The sequence below is a fragment of the Parasutterella sp. genome (assembly GCF_057870745.1).
Genome location: NZ_DBMALT010000011.1, coordinates 1 through 22,690 on the forward strand (window position 1 = coordinate 1; position 22,690 = coordinate 22,690).

A 22,690-nucleotide genomic window follows, 5' to 3' on the forward strand; every position below is an offset into this window, starting at 1 on the left:
GACGCTTGCCCAATCGGAACAAAGTCAGAGTTCATAATCTACAAATAATTTATACTTTTTACTATATTTTTATAGATTTATTTTAACAGTTAGAAGCCCAACAGCACTTGCAAATACAAGGACGCCATAGCCTGCCGAACTCCATCGTTAGGATAATCCACGAAAATCGTCTCTCCGGAAACAGATTTAATCGTTAAATAGCCTGTTTGAGTGAGTAGGCCGACATCTGTGAACGATTCCACATCGCTTGCCCCTGCCAGCTGTGCCATAGAAATGGATTTGGCTGCCGTGAAGTTGAGAGGGTCTCTTAAATTATGAGATTTGAGGTATTCGATAAGGACTCTTGGTTGGCCGGCGCTCTCGAACCAATAGTCTCTAAAACCTCTGCTCGGATAAGTGAAGAAGCTTAAGAGAGACCATGGCGCAAAGACTTTGATTTTTGCTGTTTCTTCGAAGCAAAAGCCATCATAGTACCTAACCAAAGAATCAAATAATTTTTCCGAATCAACTTCGAGCTCTTTAGCGGCCTTTTCTATGTAACCTGAAAAGTATTTTTTAACTTCATCATGGTGATACCCCACAATGTCGCCGTATTCAGGTATTAAAGAGATATCGGAAAGATTATTGAAGGCGGAAAAGATACTCGTTTTATTGAATTTTGTAATACCCGTAATAAAAATAAAACGGAAAGCTGAATCCTGGGACTTAATAGTCGAAAAGAACTGAGACAGATCCTCTCGGATCAAGGTAAACAGTTGATTGTCATTCAAACTCGTTGTCAGTGGAGAATCGTATTCATCCACTAACAAGACAAACGATCCAAGCTCTTGCTTACTTAACCAAGTAGACAGTTTTCCTAAAAGAACAGTTAAGCGGTACTCTTCACATTCAAAGCACATTCAAAGCCGAATTGACCAAATGCGTTTACAAGATGTACCGAGAAATTTAGCTCAAAGCGCTCTAATTTGATCGAGCTAATCTGTGAAAAATCTAATCTGACAACTTTATACTGCTTATCTTCTTTTCAAAGTTTTGCAATCTTCAATCCTTGAAAGTCCTCTAGTCCTATGCCGAACAGAGCTTCTAGTGTTGAGACAAGCAGAGATTTTCCAAAACGTCGGGGTCTGGTTAGAAAGACTCTGGACTGATTTTGAACCATTGAAAAAACCAAGTCCGTCTTATCAACGTAGATCCTATCGCCCTTACGAAGATTTCTAAAAGAAGATATTCCAAGCGGCAGAGCGCGAAGAACCACCAGACCCCCTCACAGTGTTAGATCTATTGTAAACAACGGCAACATGCCGCTCAAACTTGTTTGATTGCCGTTTATTCAATACCTAAAAAAAAATTTCTCATGAAGCGCCCCTAATGTCATCATCCATAAGGATTTTTAAAGATCTTCTCTGGTTTTCAAGACATAACTGAGCGTGAGGAACGCTTTATCAACTCTAAACTTCAAGCTTCCGTTATTGAGATCGTTCACAAAGTCATAAACAAAACGACCGATCCCGAAGGATCGGCCGGCTCGTTAGGTTAAGTTAGAAATTAAAGTTTAGAGACTTCAATACCGCACAATCTTCCGAATGTGAAGATGTCGCAGATGGCGTTGCCACCCAAACGGTTTGTACCGTGGATACCACCGGTAACTTCACCAACAGCATAGAGGCCGTCAATCGGTTTGCCATAACGGTCAATCACTTGGGAGTGCGGGTTGATAACGACACCGCCCATTGTGTGATGAACGCTCATTCCAGAGTAACCAGCCCAGAATGGAGCTTTCTCAATCTTGGTTAAGTTGCGGGGAGCTTTGCCAAGTTTGTCATTCTGAGCATCTACGCCGGCATTGAATTCATCAATTGTTGCGCGTAAAGCCTTCGGATCGACTCCCATCTTCGTGGCCAGCTCTTCAATAGTGTTGGCTTTCCAAGCGTCGCCCGTTTCAAGCCCCTTCTTTGCACCGTCCTGATGGCCCGGGTTCAAGTCTCCGAAACCTCTGGAGTCAAGGATAGAGAATGCAGTCTGAGTCGGAAGTGCAAGAACTGCATCACGGATATTGTCGCGGCGTTCGTCTTCACGAATGAAACGCTTACCATCCGGACCAACCATAATGAAGTTCTTAGCATAGAGGTGCAAAATGATGCGCTGTTTGCGTCCCGGAGGGCAACCAGGATTGCACTGAATGAAGTCCATACCGACGGTATCTGCTCCGATGTCCTGCATAAGAGGAATCAAGTCACCGGTAGAGCAAGGAAGGTTTGTGGTGGTCAAGTTGCGCATGCGTGGGTCATACTTGGCACGCATTTCCGGATTTGCACCGAAACCACCTGTTGCAACAATTACAGCCTTCTGGGCCTTCACTGTCTTGTGCTGACCGTCTTTATCCACGTATTCAACGCCGAGCACCTTGCCGGAGAGCTGGTTTTCTCTGAAGATGCGAACAACGCGGGAGTTCGTAAGAATGTTGATGCCTTCTTTATCGCACTGAGGCTTGAGAACTTTGATGTAATCGCTTCCTAAAGAGCCATAGGGAGCATGGCAGCGAGGATAAAGACCGCCATAGATTTGATATACGTCATCTTTGAACTTCATTCCCATATCCTGAAGCCACTTAATGGCATCGTAGGAATTGGCGGTCATCGTTTTTACGAGCTCAGGATTGGCACGACCGTCACCACCAGCAATAGTCTGCCGGGCGTGAAGTTCCGGAGAGTCTTTGATTTTTTGTTTTCCCTGTCTGACAGGGTCGACAGAGTTAAAGCCGCCGCCGGAAATAGAAGTATTGCCGCCGAAGAAAGGCATTTTTTCCAGAACTACGATGTTCTTAACGCCATGCTGAGCAGCAGAAACTGCAGATGCTAAACCTGCACCTCCGGCACCGACGACGAGTAAGTCAACCGTCTGGTCCCATTTTTGGGGAGCTTGGTCAGCCGCAAAAGCAGCTTTAGGCAGTGTCACAGCTGTAAGGAACCCGGCTGAACTACCAGCGAGGCTGCCCAAAAATCCGCGACGAGAAAGTTTTGTCATTTGTTTTCTCCTTGTTGAGTGATCAGCGAAGTATCTTCGCTCTTGAGAAAACAATAAAAGATCAGGCAAATTTTCCACACCCCACAAGGTGTATTGACTTTATTAAAATTATTTGCTAGCCAAGGTTTCTGCAGCTGTCATTCCAAAAGTGAGTGCGTCACAAATCCCGTTTGCCCCAATTCTATTTTTACCGTGGACGCCCCCGGTGCATTCTCCGGCAGCATAGAGCCCATCGATGGCCACTCCTTGCAGGTTTAGGCATTCTGCCGAGGAATTAATGGAAATTCCACCCATCGTGTAATGAATTGACATTGCTGACTTTGCTGCCCAAAAAGGCGCTTTAACGATTGGATGATGCTGGCTTCCCAAAACTGTAGTTGTACACAATCGGTTATATTCTTCTACGGAATTTGTGAGATTTTCCGGTGGAACTCCGAGCTTTTCGGCTAATTCTTTTAACGATGAGCCCTTATAGGCGTCACCGGTTTCAATACCTCTGACTGCGTCTCGCCTCATTAACAGGTCATAACTTTCAAAGCCTTCCCTATCGACAATAACAATACAAGATCTTCCCGGCTGAGATAAAACAGCATCCCTGAGGACGTCTCTTCGAGAGTCTTCGTTTACAAACCTCTTTCCGTCGGTGTTGATCAAAATAAAACGTGAAATGTCATTATGGAATCTAACGCGGATTTTCCCATTTGGAGGAACCCCCGGAAGACATTGAATATAGTTCATATCTTTAAGAACCGCCCCACACTTCTCCGCCTGCAGGAGCATTTCGCCTGTTGCTCCCGGGGCGCAGTTACAGGTCAAACCAGCCAGTCGGGGATCAAATTTTTCAACCATCGCTGGATTGGCCCCAAAACCGCCGGAGGCCAAAATCACACCCTTGTTAGCGTTTATTTTTTGTAGTTTTCCATCTTTTAGATAAGTTAATCCAACCACTGCACCCGATTTATCACTGTCCAAACTAACAACCGGAGATCCTGTCCTCAGTTCAACATTGTTTTGGACACTTCTATTGACTAACGTTGATATGTACCCATAACCGTTCGGTTCTTCCGGGACGTGACATCTCGGGAAATGTGACCCGTAGATCTCAATTAGTTCCGGCCTAAAACGCATCCCGGCTTTTTCAAGCCACTCGAGCATTTCCTTTGATTTTGAGACTAAATGATGAATAAGTTCCAGATCGCCCGTGTTGTCAGCATTAGAAGAAATGTCTTGAAAATGCTGTTCTTCTGAATCATGGATTCCATAGGGCAACTGACGCACGGGATCCACGACTCCCAGATAGCCGCCGCTTATCAACGTGCTCCCGCCGACGTGTTTGCTCTTTTCAAGAACGACTATTTTGCCCTTAATCAACTCAGAGGCTCTGAGCGCGGCAGACAAACCGGCACCCCCGGCCCCAACGATCACAACATCCGCTGTCTCTTCAGAGGAGAAAAGAGACGGCCAACAGTAAGCGGAGCCAGACGCGCTCGCCAACAATCCGGATAAAACAAATTCACGACGTCTCAATTGAACCTCACAACTTTCCTATACTGCGCAAGAACTCATTAAGTTCCACAGTCGTCCTTATTCCTAGCTTACCCATCAGTGAAGAGCGGTACTTCTTTATCGACTGCTCGGAAATGTTTAGATCAATTGCAATCACCTTATTTGCAGAACCCTTTGCCAACGGCAAAGCGATCTCCTGCTCTCTTGGAGTGAGCTCCGCAAACAAAGCCTCTTTTGTTTGTCTTTCAAATTTGATTGTCTTGTTTGTTACGTCTTTCTCTACTGCCGCCTTAACCGCCTCTTGAAATCTTTCTTCAGACGGCGGTTTAACCAAAAAATCAACAGCACCCTTCTTCATGGAACTCACCGCCATATCTATGTCTCCATGGCCAGTGAGAAAAATAATCGGAAGGTCTATGTTTCTCTGATTCATCAGCGACTGAAGTTCAATGCCGCTCATCCGAGGCATTCGAATATCCAGGACAACACATCCCGGCCGAGTGAAGTCATCTCTTTCGAGAAATTCTTCAGCAGATGAATACTCTGCCGTTTGCCAGCCGTCCATACGAACAAGGAAGCTTTCGCTTCTCAACACCATCTCATCATCGTCAACCAATCTAACTAGTGGAGAAAGTTTTTTCTGTTCAATCATTTTTTCCTCTGTGATCAGGTCGGTTGGACGGCATCAAAGGCCACTGTAACTTGCAAGCCGTTCGGTTCTTTTTGCTCAAAAGAGACGGTTCCCCCGTATTTTTCAGCTATCGCAAAGACAATTCCGAGACCAAGACCGGCGCCGTTTGCTTTTACCGTTTCCTGCAAAGCTTTTTGCATTCTCTGCAATTTTTCCGAAGTTATCTTTTCTCCGTTGTCTTCAACCTTAATTTCCGCCTTCCCTCCGGACAAAATCAAAGACACTGAGACAGCTCCTTCTGTGCCCAATGGTTCAACGGCCTCCGCAGCATTTTTCAGCAAATTAAAAATGAGAAGCTCGATGGCTAAAGGATCTGCTTCAATCTTGACGTCTGAAGGAATACTCTGCTTTATCTTTAATGAAGTCGAAACATAAGCTTCGAAAGAAGCCACAGCTTTTTCAATAACGTTTTTGAGGGAAATGACTCGAATTTCTGTTTTATCCTGCGCTCGTGCGAATCCTCGCACTCTTTCGACGATATTCGAAGCTCGTGTAATACCCCTTTCTATTCCGTTGACAGCCTCATGAATAATCGGGTCGTTGCTATCCTGCCTATTGACATATTTCCGAAGTCCTCTGACATAGTTCGAAACTGAACTCAGCGGCTGTTTCAATTCATGCGCGATCATGGAAGACATCTGAGAGACCATCCCTCTTCTTTCGATTTGATTCAGTCTTCTTAATCGTTCCTTGGCTATTCTGGCCACTTCATCTCTTTGCTTTATGGCCATCCTCAATTCTGCTGTCCTCTTCAGGACCAAACTATTTACTCTGACAATATGGAATATTAAGCAGCCAAGGAGGATAAACAATAGTAAAATTTCCGTCCGGTACTTATCCCAAAGCTCCTTAGGAGAAAGGAATGTTTTAGCGTAAGGACCGATTTTTAATTTCTCAAAGAGCTGTCCGACATTTCTAAAGTCATTAGCGATACTCCATTTAGACTTCATCAATTCTTCTGGCATCGTCAAAAGGCTGAGCGTGATCGAAGCGGCTGAGTCCGGCTCAACTTTAGGAAAAGAAGAAAACACTACATCCGGATATAAGTTCGTAGAACTTGCGCACTTAAGTGCGGAATTTTTAGGCTCCAAGATCCTGAAGCCGACATTCATAAACTGCCCATTCTGAATGATTCTCTCATACTCACAAGTCGGAAGAATTGCCACATCTGCACTGCCGCGAGCCAAATAAGACAAAGGCGAAGGTAAGTTATAGCGCGTCGGATGGAAAGATGAGAAAAATTTTTCAGGATCAAAGCCCTTTGACGCTATCTCATAGGCTGCACTTAACCAACCGGCCAAAGCGCTGTTGTCATAAGAAACGGCTCTCTTTCCTTTCAAATCTTCTAACTTCCGGAATGGAGAATCTTCTTTAACAACAAAAGTCGCCCCAACGGACTCGGAAGGATTTTGAGAACCTTCAGGCATTCTAGTTACAATCTGACGAAGTCCTGCTTCTTTCAAATTGGCTTCGAAAAAGCCGCTCGGTGAAATGAGAAAGTCAAAATCTTTATCCGCCAGTTCCGGGGCTGTTGTCTCCATCGGGATTTCTTCGGTCAGAATTTTCCAGTCTTTATGTTTTTCTCTGAGAAATTCCATCGTAGGGCCGAAGCAGTCGAGATAGAAATAAGGATCTTCGAGGCGCACAACGCCGATTTTTATGGTTTTCTTTTCTTCCGGCTGACTGAGGTTAACCTCGTTTGCGGCAACTAAACCGATCGCCATCTGTCCGGCAATGGCAAAGTATAGGATTACCGAAGGCACATGGCAGATTTTTCTCAGAGAGAACCGACGTTCCATTTGCTTCACCATTGCCCGAGGGATAAATTGTTTTAATACATTTCTCAAGATAATAATCCATGAAAAGATCATGAAGGAGAAGATACTCGTGGTTGCAGTTTAGGGGTTTCCCCATTGCTATCTTTCCTGATGTCTACTTTCTTCTCCGATTCTTTGATGCCATTCTCCAAACAACAACTATTTTTTTTGTAGAGATCTCTGTGGGCCCGATATAGGGACGATTCAAGATGAGGTCGCTACGATAACGGCGTCCTTTAAGGCGTTTCATATTATTTCAGAGAGAATTTTTTTACCTTGGCACTTGTTTTGTATCTTTTATTTTGAAATTTTCCAATTAAATTTTGAAAAGTCCTCTTCCCGAGGAGACAATCGGCGACATCGATAGGATCATTAGGAAATCAAGTCCCAATCATCTCAAGGAGCCACCATGGACGAGAACCATCGCGGGAAAATCAAAAAAGCACCCGCACCGGAAGTTGTGAAATATCTTATCAACCCGGCGATTAAAACAGACCTAGAAAGAAGTTATCAAACCATCCTCGATATCAACAAAGCTCATGTCTTAATGCTTGCCGAGGAAGGCATCATCAGTACCGACGTTGCAAAGAAGATCTTAGAGTGCACGCAGGAAATCTCTGCAATGGAAGGTCATCCGACCTTTGAAATCAATCCCAATGTCGAAGACCTGTACTTCAACTTGGAGAAGTATCTGCTTGAGCAAACCGGCGCCGAGATCGGGGGCCAGCAGCATACCGCCCGATCCAGAAACGACCTTTTTGCAACAGAAGCAAGAATGGACATCCGAGGTTTCTATCTGCGTCTGTGCGGCATGTTCAATGAGCTTCGCCAGAATCTTATAAATTTAGGAAAGGCAAATGTTGATGCCGTTATGAGCGGCTACACACATCTTCAGCCGTCAGAACCGATTACTTTCGGTCATTATTGCGCCGGAGTTCTAAATGCTCTGGAACGTGATTATGAAAGAATCCAAAATGCTTGGAAGGCCTTGAACATTTGCCCTCTTGGGGGCGGTTCCATGGGTTCTACCACTTTCATGATCAACCGAGACAGAACAAGTGCCCTGCTCGGTTTTGACGAACCCATGCAAAACTCCATCGACTGCACGGCAAGCAGAGATTACTGCCTTGAGATCATCGGCACGATGTCTGTTGCTTCCTGCACGCTTTCCCGCTTCGCTTACGACCTCTACATGTGGTCCACGCCTGAATACGGTTATGTCGAAGTCGACGATTCTGTTGCAGGGTGCTCTTCCATCATGCCGCAGAAGAAGAATGCTCTGACACTGGAATGCTGCAAAGGCAAAGCCGCTCATATGGAAGCTTTCTTCGTGTCAGTTTTCAGTTCACTGAAGAATATTCCGTTCACTCACTGCAGAGACTCTTCAACAGAAGCTATGCGATTTGTATGGACCGCTTTGCAGGAATTTGAAGCTGACTTGGCATTGTTAAATGTCACGATCAAGACATTAACGCTCAAGAAAGAAAGGATGCTTCAAGCTGCAGTCCAAAACTACTGTACAGTAACTGAATTGGCCAATTACCTCGTCCGTCATGACGGAATTTCCTTCCGCAGTGCGCACGGCGTTGTTGCCATGCTTGTCGGCTATATGCAGGAACATAACAAGTTGGCCAACGAAATCACCGTTGATGATATCAATCCGATCTGCGAGCTCCTTCTTGGTAAGAAGACCGGCCTTACCGATGAACTGATCCGTGAAGCGCTTGATCCGACGAGAAATGCTCAGTCGAAGAAGACGATCGGCGGTTCGAATTCTGAAGAAGTCTCCCGTCAGCTCAATCGACTGCAGGCAAACCTAGACCGAGACAACGGCATACTAGAAAGCAGAATCGGCCAACTTAAAGGCGCCAAAGAAGAATTAGAGCGCAAGGTCTCCGAAGCTATCGCATAAACTTTAACCTCCCACTTTTCCAACCAGGCGGCGTTCCATTTGGAGCGCCGTTTTTACGGCTGAAGGGAAGCTTTCAGACAAGTGGTTTTTTGACCATTGAGATTTTGAGGTTGCCTATAGGTCAATGAGCCTAATTACCTTTCTGTTCCTCAGTGGAAAGCTTTCGGAAATTCGAAGTACAGCTCCAAGCTGATGATCCTTCATATAATTATCAAGGAACACGAATGATCAGCTGAGCTTAGATAATGGATAAAAAACAGTGGTCGGAAAATTCCGGTTTCTTCAGTACCGGCACACAAGTCTTCTTAGTAATGGCCGAATGCGGTAATTTGTCGGAAGCATCTTCCGTCTTGGATATGCATCCGTCGACCATTTCTTATCATCTCTCCGAACTAGAAAAAAGCCTAAACCTTCCTCTGTTTGATCATTCCAAAAGGCCCTTAAAGCTCACTTCCGAAGGTTTGAATCTCTATAACGAGCTGAAATATCATTTCTCTTCGCTTAATGTTCGAGTTCAGAAACTAAGACAAAAGAACTTTCTGAAGCCTGTTATCCGAATCGGCATCATTGAAAGTCTCTCTCGGAACCTCGGCGTACATCTCATCGAAAAACTTTCCCCTTTGTCCAATGAGATTTCTCTTTTAACTGGGACTTCAGAAAGATTAATCGAGTTAGTTAAGACCCAGACCGTTGACATCGCTATCGCCTGCACTAAGAAAATCGACGAGTCTTTCTTTGCTCAAAAGTACCTGTTTTCTGAACCGTCAGTATTGGCGCTTCCTAAAGAACCTCGTTTTGAAAAGGATTCCTTTACTTGGGAAGAACTTAAGTTTTGCGGCCTGCCCTTCCTGAGATACAACCGATTCTCAGGAGGCAGCGAGATGACGGAGAATTTTCTGAATTCTTTGTTCATTCATTTGCCTAACCGAATTGAAGTCGATGACGGCGGCGTCATGCTGAAACTCATCAGCAAAGGTATCGGGTGGAGCTTGGTACGCCCCGCCACATTGGTTCAGCATCCTGACTTGGCCGCACGGGTCCACTTCTGCAAAATGCCGGATCCGGTTATGCAGCGAGAAGTGATTCTGATCTTCGGGAAAAGCGTCAATCCGGAATTGGTTGATATGGTCGAGGCATTAAGCAAGAATCTCTACGAGCAGGAACTTTGCCCACGGTTCAATAAGATAATGCCATAGAGTTGAACTCAAGCTAGCTTTAGACTCCTTGGCTAAATCCAGCACAAAACGTGGATTCTGAAGATTTGGCATCAACTTCTTCAGTGTCGCTTGGCTTGAGAAATGTCGGGCATTTTTCTACCCTGCTTTTCTCATTGAAATTCCGAAACTAATCAACTTCAACGGACTGCTTTGAAAGGATAAGAAGGTAAACGCATCTTAGAATAGCTCAAACAGTTCTATGGAGGCTCTAAGGTTGAATAATCCCTTTATGTTTTCACAAGAGCAGTCTGAATTTTTGGATAAAGCTGCCAAAAGGTATATTTGGTGGATGACAAAGGAAGAAGCAATGCTTGATCCGTTTTTTGTCATCTCTCAAGTCATGAATCTTGGAGATATCAACGATTCCGCTAAATTGTTCTGTATTTTTGACCACAAAATTCTCCGTCAGGTTTTATTGAACGCAAAGGCTGGATGGTTTAGCGACAAAAGATCATGGGGAACGTGGAATAACTTATTGTTTTCCGAACATGTTTTTGTAACCCCGGCGATGCCTGTGAGAAAGATTCCTGATTGGGACAGTCTTTGATGTACTTCAAACCTCATTTAGAAATCCTTTCTGAAGCTCAAAATTGGGTTTATCCTCAACTTCGGAATCTGAAAAAACATGGATTTGTCCTTTACGGAGGAACCGCCCTCGCACTCCAACTTGGCCAAAGACAATCTGTCGGCTTTGAATTTTTCTTGCACGAACGATTAACGCAAAAACTTCTTAGAGACGCCTGCCCTTTGTTAGGTGACGAAAGTCTTGTCACTCAAATTCACGATTCCGAAAACACCGTGACCTTTGAAATCTCTCATCCTGATAGCGGCAAAGGGACCGCAACAATTTCTTTTTTCGGAAACCGGGGTTACGGCCGTGTCGGAGAACCTCGATTGGCCGAAGACGGAGTCCTCGTTGTGGCCTCCGCTTTGGATATTTTTGCAACCAAGTTGAAAGGCATCATTCAAAGGCCATCAACCGAAGATTTTGCGGACATCATTCGGTTGATAAAAAGCCAAGAATCCCTTTTCGAGGCTTTAGAGGCTGCATCCATTCTCTTCGGTACAGATTTTTCACCAATGCTTGCGCTAAAAGCACTTTCCTACTTTGACGAACTTAAGCCGCCGCTGAGTCAAGTTGATGCTTCCTTTTTAATAGAACAAGTTTCTAACACTTTGAAAACTATTAGCGTTAGAAATATCAAACGACCTTCACTTTCTTTTAAAAATCTCTGCCAAAAGAATTTTCGAACTTCTAACTTTCTTTAAAAAACCATTTTTTCAATAAAGAGAAGAATGAAAACGTCCCCATGGCCAGCTCAGACTACCTTACTTCCTAGATTGGCAAAGTCTCTTTCTGCCTCTGAAAGTCATTCATGACACTTGATTAGGACATCATACTTATTCCCGTCAACGAGATCATTCTTGACTTTGATCTCATAAACCAATTAACCACAGACGAATCCGTCCGGAGAATCTTTCGACTCTCCGGACGGTTACTTACTTCAGGAGATCAAAGTTAGGTTTTTACTTCTGGTTTGCAGCCGAGTTGCCGGCAATGCGACCGAAAGTGAAGATGTCGGCAATGGCGTTGCCGCCTAAACGGTTCGTACCGTGGATGCCGCCGGTGACTTCGCCTGCAGCATACAAACCTTCAATAACCTTGCCCTGACGATCAAGTACGCGAGTTTCTTTGTCGATTCTCACGCCGCCCATCGTGTGGTGAACGGCCATACTGGACAAAGCAGCCCAATACGGAGCTTTTTCAATCTTGTGAGACAGATTGCGTTCTGCTTTGCCGAAGTCCGGATCTTTCTTCTGATCAACCATGGCGTTGTAGTCCGCAATTGTCTTCTTCAATTGATCGGCAGGAACGCCCATCTGCTTAGCCAAATCATCCAAGGTGTCGGCCTTGAAAGCATCGCCCGTCTTCAGACCTTTCATTGCGTCATCACGAACGACCTGGTTGTAGCTGTTGAAACCGTCGATATCGACAATGGCGTAGCCGAATTTTTCAGGCAAATTCAAGATGGCGTCGCGAAGAACGTCACGGCGGGCGTCCTCAGCCACGAAGCGTTTGCCGCGTTTGTCTACGAACACATAGCGGGAAACGTCAAGGTGCAGAGCCTGACGAGAGGTATGTCCCGGAGGGCAGCCGGGGTTGCATTGGATGTAATCCAGACCCATCAGGTAAGCGCCTGCTTCGTTGGCGGCAAGCATCACTTCACCGGTAGAACAGGCTTGGTTGTTGGTGGTTGTAAGCGTTAACATGCGAGGATCATGGATCGCGCGAAGACGCGGATTCGCAGCAAAACCACCGGCTGCCAAAACGATACCTTTTGTCGCACGGATGTAGAAAGGTTTGCCTTGTCTTTCGGCCATAACACCGAGTGCTCTGCCTTCATCAAACTGTTCACGAATGATCTTGACCAGCTTTGTATTGGTCATGATATCAACGCCAAGTTCTTTGGCTTTTGTGGAAAGCACGCGGATAAAACCTGTTCCCTTCGGTTCAGTAGCAAGGTGGGAACGAGGCCACAGGGCTCCGTAAACTTGCATGACGTCAGGACGGAACTTAAGACCCATGCTTTCGAGCCAATGCAGAGAGCCTAAAGCGTTAGAGCAAAGAATGCGGACCAACTCAGGATCGGCACGGCCGTCACCTCCCGCCAGAGTCTGTTCGATATGTTTTTCGATACTGTCTTCGATACCCTGTTTTTTCTGACGTTCAGGGTCGACGGCGTTGAAGTAGCCACTGGAAATCATTGTGTTGCCGCCGATGAAAGCTAATTTTTCAATCACGGTAACCTTTGCACCAGCCTGTGCTGCAGAAACGGCGGCTGCAAGACCTGCACCGCCGGAACCGACAACGAGTACTTCAGTCGTTAAATCCCATTTATCAGGAACAAAACTTGACTTCTTTTCCTGGGCAAAAACGGAAGAAGCCAGAGAGGCGGCAGAAGCTGCGACACCGGCGGACAAAAGACCGCGGCGAGATACAGTAAATTTGCTCATATATTCTCCTTGGTTTGGATGACTGCCTGTAGTTCAGGCTATGTCATCATCGTAAGGAGAGCGGGCTTTTTCTCATATCCGATGAAGATCGGATGTGCAGATCATCAAAGACCAACCGCGGCATTTTCTCCTGCAATCCGACCGAAAACAAAAGCATCCAAAAGGCCGTTTCCGCCGACTCGGTTAGAGCCGTGAACGCCGGTTGTCACCTCCCCTGCCGCGTAAAGCCCTTTGATCGGTTCTCTTTCCTTAGAAAGAACCTGAGCCTTTTCATTGATCACGATGCCGCCCATGGTGTAATGGACGGCCATTCTTACGCGAGCGGCATAAAAAGGAGGCGTTTCAATCTTTTGCGTCAGCATCCAAACCTCTCTGCCGTAAGGATCCTTTTTAGTCTCAACGGCTTGGTTGTATTCCTTAATGGTATTGACGAGATTTTCGGGAGGAACCTTCATTTTCTTGGCAAGCTCTGCCAAGTCATTACTTTCAAAGTGCTCGCCTTCGATCTCTCCCAAGATTCCCGCCTGCTGGAAAAGAGAACTTAAATTTTGGAATCCGTCCTTATCGACAATCGAATACACGATCTTATTAGGCTGCTGTAGCACAGCATCACGCAGGTAATCTCTCGCTCCGTCTTCTGCTACAAATCTCTTTCCGTGGATATTGACCAACACATGCCGAGTCACATCAAGATGGTATCCGGAACGATGGGTATAACCGACGTCCGGTCCGAGATTGCACTGGATATATTCCATATCAGAGACAGCAGCGCCTGCTTTCTCCGCAATACCAATCATCTCGCCCGTTGCCGAGGAGGCGCCGGTAAATGTCATTCCTTCTAAGCGGGGATCCATTTTTGCGTAAAGGGCTTTGTTCGCACTAAATCCACCAGAAGCAATAATGACAGCCTTATCGGCATAAAACTTTCGCAGCTGATTTTTAAATCGAGCTTCTACACCTACAACTCTTGAACCTTCCTTAATTAAAGCGACCACCTCAACATTCGTGAGAATCGGAATATCTTTTGCTCGGCACTGCTCTGACAAAGCTGCGACGTACCCTCTCCCGTGAGACACCGAAGGATAATGACCTCGAGGCCATAAACCCCCATAAACCTGAAAAACGCCTTTTTTGAATTTAACACCGATACTCTCCAGCCATTGAATGGTCTGATATGAACGATCTGTCAAAACTTTAACCAAGACAGGATCGGCTTTGTCGTGACCGGCCGCCAGCGTCTGCTTATAAAACCATTCATTCGAATCTTCGATACCTTGCAGTTTCTGATTTTTTTCATCCAGAGCATTTACCACACCGCTGGAGATCAAAGTGTTTCCTCCGATGATGGGCATCTTCTCAAGAACGACGGTCCTTGCGCCTTTATCCTTTGCAGCAATAGCAGCAGACATGCCAGCTGCTCCTGATCCGATGACGATGACATCAACTTTTTTCGGAAGCACTTCTTCTTTCTGAGCCTCGTCTTTAGATTGAGCGAAAGAGCTAAGGGGCAGCAAACCTAAAGCCAGGAGGCTTTTTAAGAGGTGCTTTCTTGTCCACATATTGTTCATACTATTAGCGAAGATTCAGGTTGCGAAGAAAATCAGCTATTTCTACCGCATTGATGAGATTGAGTTTTTTGCAGGCGACACCGCGATGCTGCTGCACCGTCTTCTCAGAGATCTTGAGTGTATCGGCAATCGTTTTGTTCATCATGCCTTTACCGACAAGTATTACCACGTCTTTTTCTCGATCCGTCAGAGAATCGAAACGCTTTCTGTCATAGGCAAGTTTTTCAGCCTGGAATTTCACATCACTTGAGACTGTCAGCGCCTTCTCGACAGCTTCAATCAGTTCTTTTTCGGCCGGAGGCTTCAAAAAGAAATCAAATGCTCCGTTTTTGAATGCCTTGACCGCCATGTTAACGTCACCATGGCCGGTTAAGATGATGATAGGACGTTTGTTGCCCTTTGCGTTCAGGCGTTCTAAGAGTTCTAATCCGTCAATCTTCGGCATACGAATGTCAAAGATAAAGCATCCGTCTGCAGCAAGTTCTTCATAATCGATTAGGAAGGTTTCGGGATCATTCCAAACACGGGTCCTCCATCCGAGAGACTCAAGGAAGAATGCCAAAGACTGAGCTGTTTCGGCATTGTCGTCAACTATGTAAATCGTTCCGTTTGTCATTGATTCTTCCTTATATCTTTTGCTGGTACAGCCATTGGAAGACAAAGCTTCATGACCAAATGACCTTGTTCGTTTCTTATGGCAGTCAAGCTACCTCCCTGCGATTCTGCTAAAGCCTTACATATTGAAAGACCGAGTCCAAGGCCATCCGTTTTCTGGCTGACTTTCGGGATAAAGATAGAGTTGACTAAATCCTCAGAAATTTCAGGTCCGTTATCTTGAATTTTGATGACTGTTTTCTGTTCTGACTGTTCAACACTGATAATGATTAAAGGCTCAGCTTCATTTTTGCAGGCTTCCAAGCTGTTCTTGAAGAGGTTATAGAGGACAAGATCACTTTCGAGCGGGTCAACTTCTACCTCAATTGTCTCAGGGCAATTCAAATCAAAACTCAGTCTAGAACCCTTGATCTGCTTGAACTTTTGGATGGATTTTTTCAAAAGAGCCAGGAGATTCACTCTAACCTTCTCCGCACTATGCTGCTTTGCATAAGCTCGCACTTTATTGACGATTTGAGCTGCAGTTTCGCTTTGATGAGTAATCCTCTGAAGCGTTTCCTGCAAGACTTCAGGATCCAAAGATCCGCGTTCATTTCGAATTCTCAGTCCCCGGGAAAAGTTTGTAATCGCATTGATCGGCTGCTGAAGCTCATGGGCTATCATCGAAGACAACTGTCCGACAATACCTGCTCTCTCCATCGCTGAGATCTTTTCTTGTTCAGAGTTCACAAGATGCTGAAGTTTTTGGGCTCTTTGCATTGATGCCGTTAATTGAGCCGTCCGTTTGCGAACCAGCCAAGAAACGTAAATCGTGTGAGCAAACAGCAAAAATAGGAAAATAACAAAGGCTCCCAACCATGGACCATATTTACTAAAGAAATTCTTCCAAAAAGCTTTGTCTTTATTTTCATCTTCCAATGCTGACAGCAACGATGCAATGGCGTCGTTGTTGCTCGGCGTTGACCACTCCATTAAACCTTGAAGTTTAGGAACCGTTGGCAAAACAGAACTAACTTTTAAGATGAGATTGCGTTCTTTTTCTGTAAGTTCTGAAGCCGGCTTAGATACAGCCATTACCCAGCCGGGATACAAACCTGTCGAGTGGCGGCAGCGAAGATCGCTGCTGTCACGCGGACTGATGACTTTTAAAGAGTCCGGAGTGATGTTGCCGTCACGCTCCATTCGCTCCAGGAGACAGGCGTCAATGATTCCTACGTCGCCTCTTCCTTCCAAGATCTCGTGTACAACCTTTTCAATCGGAGCACCGCTGAAGGAAACTTCCTTGGAGAAATGACCGGGACCGAAAATTCTTTGGAGTTCTCTTAAGCCGATCAGATAGCTCAATGATGAGGTCGGAGACATCCCTACGATTTTCTTGTCTTGCAGATCAGTTAACGAATTGATATCCGTCCGATCTTTCCGGGTAATGAAAGCGGCTCCGCTCGTATGAGAAGAGTCAATGGCCAAAGGATGTTTCATTGCAGCAACCGCCCAGGCCCCTGCCTCCGACAAGGCTGCGAAAGTCACCGCGTCCGTAATGAAAAAGAAGGCTGGATTATCTTTGGTCTTTTTAAGAAGGTCTTCCTTGGCAAGATAATTCAGTTCAAAGAACTCGTCGGATATTTCTTCGCGCAAGTGATCCAATGTAGTCGCTATCGTTTCGATCACACTTCTATCTTCTCCGATAACCTGGGCATCTAGAGTCACGGCATGTGCACAGCTTGTCCACGACCATATACAAGCTGCGGTGAACAGGATCGGGATTCTGGAGATTAAGGGATCGAAGATTCGGCTTGCGCCCATGACTGTCAAGGGTAGTTCTATTGGACGTAACTTTGCCACAGACGCAATCAGCGATCAATTGAGATAATTACTCAAGCTTCCACAGGCAGGGCTTATCCGACTTATGGCCAAAAGGACGTTTAAGGAAAAAGCTTGAACTGCATCAAGGGCTCTTGGAGTTTTCAGAGCAGTTCCTTGCAGTCCAGCCATTCTCTGTCTTCTAAATTGCGTCGAGTGCTTGCTTGAGCTTTCTCAAACTTGTCTAGAAGATCGTCTAAATGGAGTTTTCTACGTGTCCGACGAGATGCCGGAATGTCCGAGTCTTTATCCTCCTTAGACTTGATATCCTCTAACGTGTTTTGCAGCGATGTCTTCATTTCCGCCCTCCATCCTTTAAAGCTCATTTTGGCAGTGACCAGGAAATGTGGCCGACGGAAAGCGAGATAGAGCATTAAAATGATCTCGCCCTCCTCGGCCTCTTTACTGAACCCTATTACAGTTCTGTTTTCTTTCTAGTAAAGCTTGTATTCCTTAGGTTTGAACTTGCAGGGCGTTCCGTCGGTTAAGTAGATGATCTTCTCGTTCACATCGATCACCATGGACCAAACAGAACTATGTCGATGGTAAATCGGAAGTGTTTCATCATCATGTCTGCAAACGCCGTCGGGATAACCGGCATGGTCAGACAAGATTTCGAATATCTTTTCTACCGACAGCTTGTCCTCTTTCTTGACCAACCTTCTAGCTCGATCGAGTCTAATGAACGTTGAGTTGTAAGAATAGTTCTTGGCTTCGGGACCAAGAATCATTTTTAAGGACAGCCAGTGATTGCTGTGGCAGCAAGGTTCTCCCTCTGACAAAAGAATATCTAAGTCATTTGGAGCGTACTCAATGAACAAAAGCAAACCGTCGGCTCCTGCAAGACCCACGCAGGCACTCCCGGCTCTATTGGCTTTAGCAATCGCATCAATGGCTTTGGGAATCGTTTTACAAGACAAAGCTCCTCGGAGAAGGACTTGAAGCGGGACGCCAAGTTTTCCCTTCTTTACCGACATGGCGTTCATTGAAAGAGCTATTCCGCAGTCGTTCAATCCCTTTCCCCCGACAAGACCGGCCTCTGTGATGATTATGGCTTTAGCGAATGGCTTTTGTTCAACTTCCAAAAGTACGGTTGTTCCATATCCCATCGACCACCAGTCCCAGTTTTGGGCTAACAGTGTATGCCCGTTCTCGCTAGCTTCAGGCGGCACGCCGATCGTTGTGCACGCGTCTTCGGCAATATCTGCCTTAGCAAACATGATTTCGGAGCGACAATTAAGCGTGAGGATCGTATTGAAATCAAGACCGGCGCCGTCTGCAATTCCCTTCATCTCTTCAACAAGATCCGGACGATATTTTTCTATTTCTTTGCGATAAGGTTTAGAGAGTTCATACGCTTTGTCCCAGGTAATGAAGGCTTCTTTTTCAAAAAGGACTTTGTATTCTTCGATTACTTTATAGATTCTTTCCTTTGCCTGCGATCCGTATTGAAATCCTCTTTCATAGGGAGTCCCGGATACTTTGATGTATTGATGCATATCGCTTCTCCTTAACTTTTAGGCATTGAGTTATTGATCATTGGGATCTCGTAATTTAAAAGAACCAAGAAGTATTAAAACTATTGTTTTCCTTCTTCCAGTATTAGTTTTAGTTCTTTAACGTTGTTGACTTGTAATTTTTTATAGGCAACCTGGCGATGACACTCTATAGTTCGTCGGCTAAGTTTCAGTGCTTCGGCAATCTCTTGGTTACTTAAATCCTTTAAAACCAATTCAACAATTTGCCGCTCGCGTAATGTGAGACTTTCAACACGCCGCTCGGCTTCTTCTTTTGAGACGCTCCACTGCCGTCTCTTTATGTCCCATTCGACATGTTTTTCGACAAGCTGAAGCAGTTTTTCAGGATCCAAGGGTTTGACGAGGAATTCGGCTGCACCTTCTTTCATGGCTTCCACAGCCATCGGAATATCTCCATGCGCAGTCAAGAAAATTATCGGAACTTTCGACTCCCGAGCAATTAACTCCTTATGCACTTCAATGCCTGATATTCCGCCCATCTGGATATCCAGAATTATGCACCCCGGAACGGAAGGTGCTTCATTGACCAGAAATTCTTCGCCACTGGAAAAAACTTGTACTGTCCAATCTTCATTTTCCAAAAGAAACTGAATCGCCTTGGAAACCGCTCTGTCGTCATCGACAACACGTATCAACGCTATCGCTTTAGGATCCATTTCCCTTTTCTCCATTCACTAATCGAAGGTTGAATGAAACCAACAAACCTCCCAACGGACTACGGCTGTAAATCAAGGTGCCTCCATGACGTTCGACAAAAGTTTTCACGATTGACAAGCCCAGTCCTAGACCGTCAGCCTTGGTTGAACCGGAAGAATTTGAAATCTCACTCAGTTGCTCTTCAGAAAGTTGAGGACCGTTGTCCCAAACCTCTATTTGGAAATTGCCGCTCTTTCTCTCGCCCTTCAAATAAACCTGAGGTTCGGTCTTTTTCCCCACTGAAGCTTCATAAGCGTTTTTTATCAGATTAGAAATGATCAGTTCAATTTCCAATGGATCGCCCAGAACTTTCGCGGGGATCGTTTGCACTTGAATTTCGCAGTCAGGGTGGCCAAGTGAGAAGCTCTCAATCGTTTTCCTAAGAATTTGATCTAAGTCAACCTGCGTGAGATCCCTTGACTTGTCCTTCACGTAATCACGCACTTTCTGGATAATTTCGTCTGCCCGTTGAGCCTGCTCATTAATTTCCTCTAATCCGGAAGCAAACTTCTCTTTATCTAAGTTGCTTCCGGCTTTCATCGTTTGTTTGAGTAGGCTGTAGGCGTAACAACGTATCGCATTCAGTGGCTGCCTTAGTTCATGAGCAAACAGGCTGCTTATCTGGCTGACAGTCCCTAATCGTTGAAGCTTTCCGAGTGCCTCTTCACTTTTCGCTGCTTGAACCTGAAGCTTTTCTCTTTGTTTTAATGAAGCCTGCAACTGTGCCGTTCGCTTCTTTACTAGGGCCTCAGTTCGAACACTATGCGCCATTAGACCGAGAATAAGGAGCAGAAAACCGACAAATATATACCAATATTTATTCACGACATTTTTCATAGTCCACTTTCGTTCTGAAGCGTATGCATCCATGTCTAGACTTCTTAACAAACGGTCTACGCTGTCGTAATCAGAAGACGTACCCCAATACATTCCGCCTTTTATGGCTTCTTGGCCTAATAAAATTAACCTCAGTTTTCTAGATAACTCTGCCTGCACGGACGGAAGCATTGCAAAAGTAGTACTCGGATAAAGCGACGTAGAGTGAAGGCAAAGTAAATTCGGATGGTTCTTCTCATTCAACACTCGAAGGTTTAGAGTGTTGATCTCATTTTTTTCGGCCTCTTCTTCTAGAAGGCAACTGGGTAAGACAACGGCATCCAACTTTTCTTGAGACAAATCGTCAAGTAACTCCTTGACAGATTCATCTCGGGCTGTGAGCTTATTAAGAATCAACGAACTATCTTTACCTGATTGTTCAAGCTCTCCTTTGATTAAATAGACGGTCTCTTGTCCGTAGCGAGGATTAAAGACGACTGTCTTATCTTTTAAGTCAGCAAGACTGTTTAAGCCGTTAGCCCCTTCTTTAACAAGAACTAAAGCACTTAAACCTTGATTCGGATCAAATGCGCGATCAGATACCAAGGTAGCAATATCTCGGGCACCGCTTTTTGCCTCGGCTATAAAGAAGGGGGTCGAGGAAATGAAAAGATCGACTTCGTTATTTTGTATCGCCTTCTGTAGGTCCTTCGAAGAAAATTCGGAAACCTCTATATTTCTGTTAAGTTTTAACTTCAACGAAGAGATGGTTTCATTGATAAGTTCTTTTTCCTGCCCTTGAAGAATGGTTTCCTGAATCCCTATTCGAAGAGTCTGAGCACACCAAACTTTTCCTCCGAAGCAGAGAGCTATGAGCAGAATCAAGAACATTCTTACCATATTGCAAGCACTCCTGCCGCGGTTTCCCCTGCTACTCTTCCAAATGCCAGAGCCTTTCCAAAACCACAACCGGGTGTGAAGTTGACACCGTGAACGCCGCCCATGATTTCACCTGCGGCCAATAGGTTCTTCACAGGATGCTTACCCTGAATCAAGACTTGCGTTTTGGCATTTACACGAATGCCACAGTAAGTTCCCATAATTCCGCATGTAGCTGGCATTATGTAAAAAGGAGCTTTTTCGATAGGAACCGGTGTTCCGAATGCTCCGGACAATGACAAGCGTTTAAAGGAAATTTCTTTTCCTGTCTTAATGCTTTGGTTGTAGTTTTGGATTGTTCGAACGGTATTTTCCGGATTTAAACCGGCTCTTCTGGCGGCCTCAGACAAATCTTCAGCAAAATAAATATATTTACTATCCTGAGTTATGTTGCCAAACAGTCTTTTCTCAGGCGGTCGATTCTGCAGCTGCATGAGCCGAATGTTTTCATCAAAAACGATATAGCTTCGGCCGTTCGGTTGTACTAATGCAATGGGTCCGATATCTTTATAAGACATCGATTCGTCTACGAATCGTTCTCCGTTTTGGTTCAAGATAACGGCGCCGCTGTAGAAAATCATACTGAAGTCATTCGCGTCTGCGGCGTTCCTTATAAATCCATAGGATGGTTTGATATATTCCGTATCAATGAGTTCTGCTCCTAATGCCATCGCCATCTGATGACCATCACCCGTATTTCCGTTTCCCGAAAACACCTGGACGTTTTCCAAGTCACTGACATAGCGTTCAAGCATTTTTCTATTATTTCCGAATCCTCCGCTTGCTAAGAGAACGCATTTTGTTTTGACAACCTCGGTTTCGCCCAGCTTCTTGATTTCTACACCAGTGATTGATTGCGAGTTGTCCATTAACAACCTCTGTGCTTTTACTCCTGTTAATACTTTGACACCATGGTCAATTGCAAACCTCAACAGAGTTCTAACTAATTTATGAGGATCAAATACATGTCCTCGAGGGACTCCGGATCCTCCCGACGCCCATAGGCTGAATGGTTGGACGCCGAGAGAGTTCAGAAACTCATACTCTTCACGACCCTTTTCAATGAATACCTTTACAAGCCGAGGATCATTTTTCCACTGTCCGGCTTCCATCAAATCCGAAAAGAACCATTCATCTTTATCCTTGATATTTAATGAACGTTGATACTCTGTTTGTGAAACAGACCAATGTCCTCCGCATCGAATACTTGACCCTCCTATAAGAGGTTCTTTCTCTATTATCAGTACCTTTTTCATGCCCAGTTCAACTGCCCTGCAAGCTGCGGCTAAACCTGCTGCGCCGGCGCCTACTATCAATAGGTCAACCGACGTTTGGGTAGAAGCGATTGCAGATCCGGGAATTAGCGGAAGTACAGAAAGCGATAGAAAGGTTCTTCTAAACATGGTTGAGCGATTTTTATAGGTCGGTATAACTCAATCTTAGTGGGAGACAAGATATTTCGCCAAGGATTGATAT

At 45.1% G+C, this 22,690-nt stretch carries 19 protein-coding genes; 4 read left to right on the forward strand and 15 right to left on the reverse strand.

Going from position 1 to position 22,690, the window contains the following annotated elements; all coding sequences use genetic code 11:
- Positions 1–89: 89 nt before the first annotated feature.
- The 6 genes from ACZND6_RS04450 to ACZND6_RS04475 form a co-directional block, all read right to left on the reverse strand.
- Entirely contained in the window at positions 90–899 is an 810-nt protein-coding gene (locus ACZND6_RS04450) for an AAA family ATPase (protein ID WP_370747801.1), read from the reverse strand.
- Between the two features lie 125 nt (positions 900–1,024).
- Positions 1,025–1,255, reverse strand: a complete 231-nt coding sequence (locus tag ACZND6_RS04455; RefSeq protein WP_367181182.1) for an AAA family ATPase — start codon at positions 1,253–1,255, stop codon at positions 1,025–1,027.
- Between the two features lie 290 nt (positions 1,256–1,545).
- On the reverse strand, positions 1,546–3,024 hold the full coding sequence (locus ACZND6_RS04460; protein WP_300874428.1) for an FAD-dependent oxidoreductase: 1,479 nt from the start codon (positions 3,022–3,024) through the stop codon (positions 1,546–1,548).
- A gap of 108 nt (positions 3,025–3,132) precedes the next feature.
- Positions 3,133–4,449, reverse strand: coding sequence for an FAD-dependent oxidoreductase (locus ACZND6_RS04465; protein WP_300874597.1), 1,317 nt, complete (start codon positions 4,447–4,449; stop codon positions 3,133–3,135).
- A 109-nt stretch (positions 4,450–4,558) separates the two neighbouring features.
- Entirely contained in the window at positions 4,559–5,182 is a 624-nt protein-coding gene (locus ACZND6_RS04470) for a response regulator transcription factor (protein ID WP_300874431.1), read from the reverse strand.
- Positions 5,183–5,196: 14 nt separating this feature from the next.
- Complete coding sequence (locus ACZND6_RS04475; RefSeq protein ID WP_489524412.1) at positions 5,197–7,020, reverse strand: sensor histidine kinase; 1,824 nt, start codon at positions 7,018–7,020, stop codon at positions 5,197–5,199.
- 427 nt (positions 7,021–7,447) lie between these two features.
- Between ACZND6_RS04475 and argH the strand changes: the two genes are divergently transcribed.
- The 4 genes from argH to ACZND6_RS04495 all read left to right on the forward strand — a co-directional run bounded on the left by argH (position 7,448) and on the right by ACZND6_RS04495 (position 11,436).
- A complete protein-coding gene (argH, locus tag ACZND6_RS04480) occupies positions 7,448–8,950 on the forward strand; it encodes an argininosuccinate lyase (RefSeq protein ID WP_489524413.1) in 1,503 nt (500 codons plus the stop codon).
- 245 nt (positions 8,951–9,195) lie between these two features.
- Positions 9,196–10,146: a LysR family transcriptional regulator gene (locus ACZND6_RS04485; protein ID WP_278851804.1), complete on the forward strand. Its 951-nt coding sequence runs from the start codon at positions 9,196–9,198 to the stop codon at positions 10,144–10,146.
- Between the two features lie 235 nt (positions 10,147–10,381).
- A complete protein-coding gene (locus tag ACZND6_RS04490; protein ID WP_278851806.1) occupies positions 10,382–10,714 on the forward strand; it encodes a hypothetical protein in 333 nt (110 codons plus the stop codon).
- A complete protein-coding gene (locus ACZND6_RS04495; protein ID WP_278851807.1) occupies positions 10,714–11,436 on the forward strand; it encodes a nucleotidyl transferase AbiEii/AbiGii toxin family protein in 723 nt (240 codons plus the stop codon). The genes ACZND6_RS04490 and ACZND6_RS04495 overlap by 1 nt, the downstream gene beginning before the upstream one ends.
- 258 nt (positions 11,437–11,694) lie before the next feature.
- Here the strand turns inward: ACZND6_RS04495 and ACZND6_RS04500 are convergent, their stop codons facing one another.
- From ACZND6_RS04500 to ACZND6_RS04540, 9 genes are all read right to left on the reverse strand, one after another.
- Positions 11,695–13,182 carry an FAD-dependent oxidoreductase gene (locus tag ACZND6_RS04500; RefSeq protein ID WP_278851808.1) on the reverse strand — a complete coding sequence of 496 codons (1,488 nt, stop codon included), beginning with the start codon at positions 13,180–13,182 and terminating at the stop codon, positions 11,695–11,697.
- 104 nt (positions 13,183–13,286) lie between these two features.
- Positions 13,287–14,750: an FAD-dependent oxidoreductase gene (locus tag ACZND6_RS04505; protein WP_489524414.1), complete on the reverse strand. Its 1,464-nt coding sequence runs from the start codon at positions 14,748–14,750 to the stop codon at positions 13,287–13,289.
- Positions 14,751–14,754: 4 nt separating this feature from the next.
- On the reverse strand, positions 14,755–15,366 hold the full coding sequence (locus ACZND6_RS04510) for a response regulator transcription factor (protein ID WP_278661038.1): 612 nt from the start codon (positions 15,364–15,366) through the stop codon (positions 14,755–14,757).
- The gene (locus tag ACZND6_RS04515; protein WP_489524415.1) at positions 15,363–17,207 is read right to left on the reverse strand and encodes a sensor histidine kinase; all 1,845 of its coding nucleotides are present in this window, start codon (positions 17,205–17,207) and stop codon (positions 15,363–15,365) included. Before ACZND6_RS04515 ends, ACZND6_RS04510 begins: the two co-directional genes overlap by 4 nt.
- Before the next feature lie 122 nt (positions 17,208–17,329).
- Positions 17,330–17,524, reverse strand: a complete 195-nt coding sequence (locus ACZND6_RS04520) for a hypothetical protein (RefSeq protein ID WP_155165838.1) — start codon at positions 17,522–17,524, stop codon at positions 17,330–17,332.
- A gap of 135 nt (positions 17,525–17,659) precedes the next feature.
- A complete protein-coding gene (locus ACZND6_RS04525; RefSeq protein ID WP_283387919.1) occupies positions 17,660–18,724 on the reverse strand; it encodes a C45 family autoproteolytic acyltransferase/hydrolase in 1,065 nt (354 codons plus the stop codon).
- Positions 18,725–18,804: 80 nt separating this feature from the next.
- A complete protein-coding gene (locus ACZND6_RS04530) occupies positions 18,805–19,419 on the reverse strand; it encodes a response regulator transcription factor (RefSeq protein ID WP_418572666.1) in 615 nt (204 codons plus the stop codon).
- On the reverse strand, positions 19,409–21,175 hold the full coding sequence (locus tag ACZND6_RS04535) for a sensor histidine kinase (protein WP_489524416.1): 1,767 nt from the start codon (positions 21,173–21,175) through the stop codon (positions 19,409–19,411). The genes ACZND6_RS04530 and ACZND6_RS04535 overlap by 11 nt, the downstream gene beginning before the upstream one ends.
- The gene (locus ACZND6_RS04540; protein WP_489524417.1) at positions 21,169–22,617 is read right to left on the reverse strand and encodes an FAD-dependent oxidoreductase; all 1,449 of its coding nucleotides are present in this window, start codon (positions 22,615–22,617) and stop codon (positions 21,169–21,171) included. The genes ACZND6_RS04535 and ACZND6_RS04540 overlap by 7 nt, the downstream gene beginning before the upstream one ends.
- Positions 22,618–22,690 lie beyond the last annotated feature (73 nt).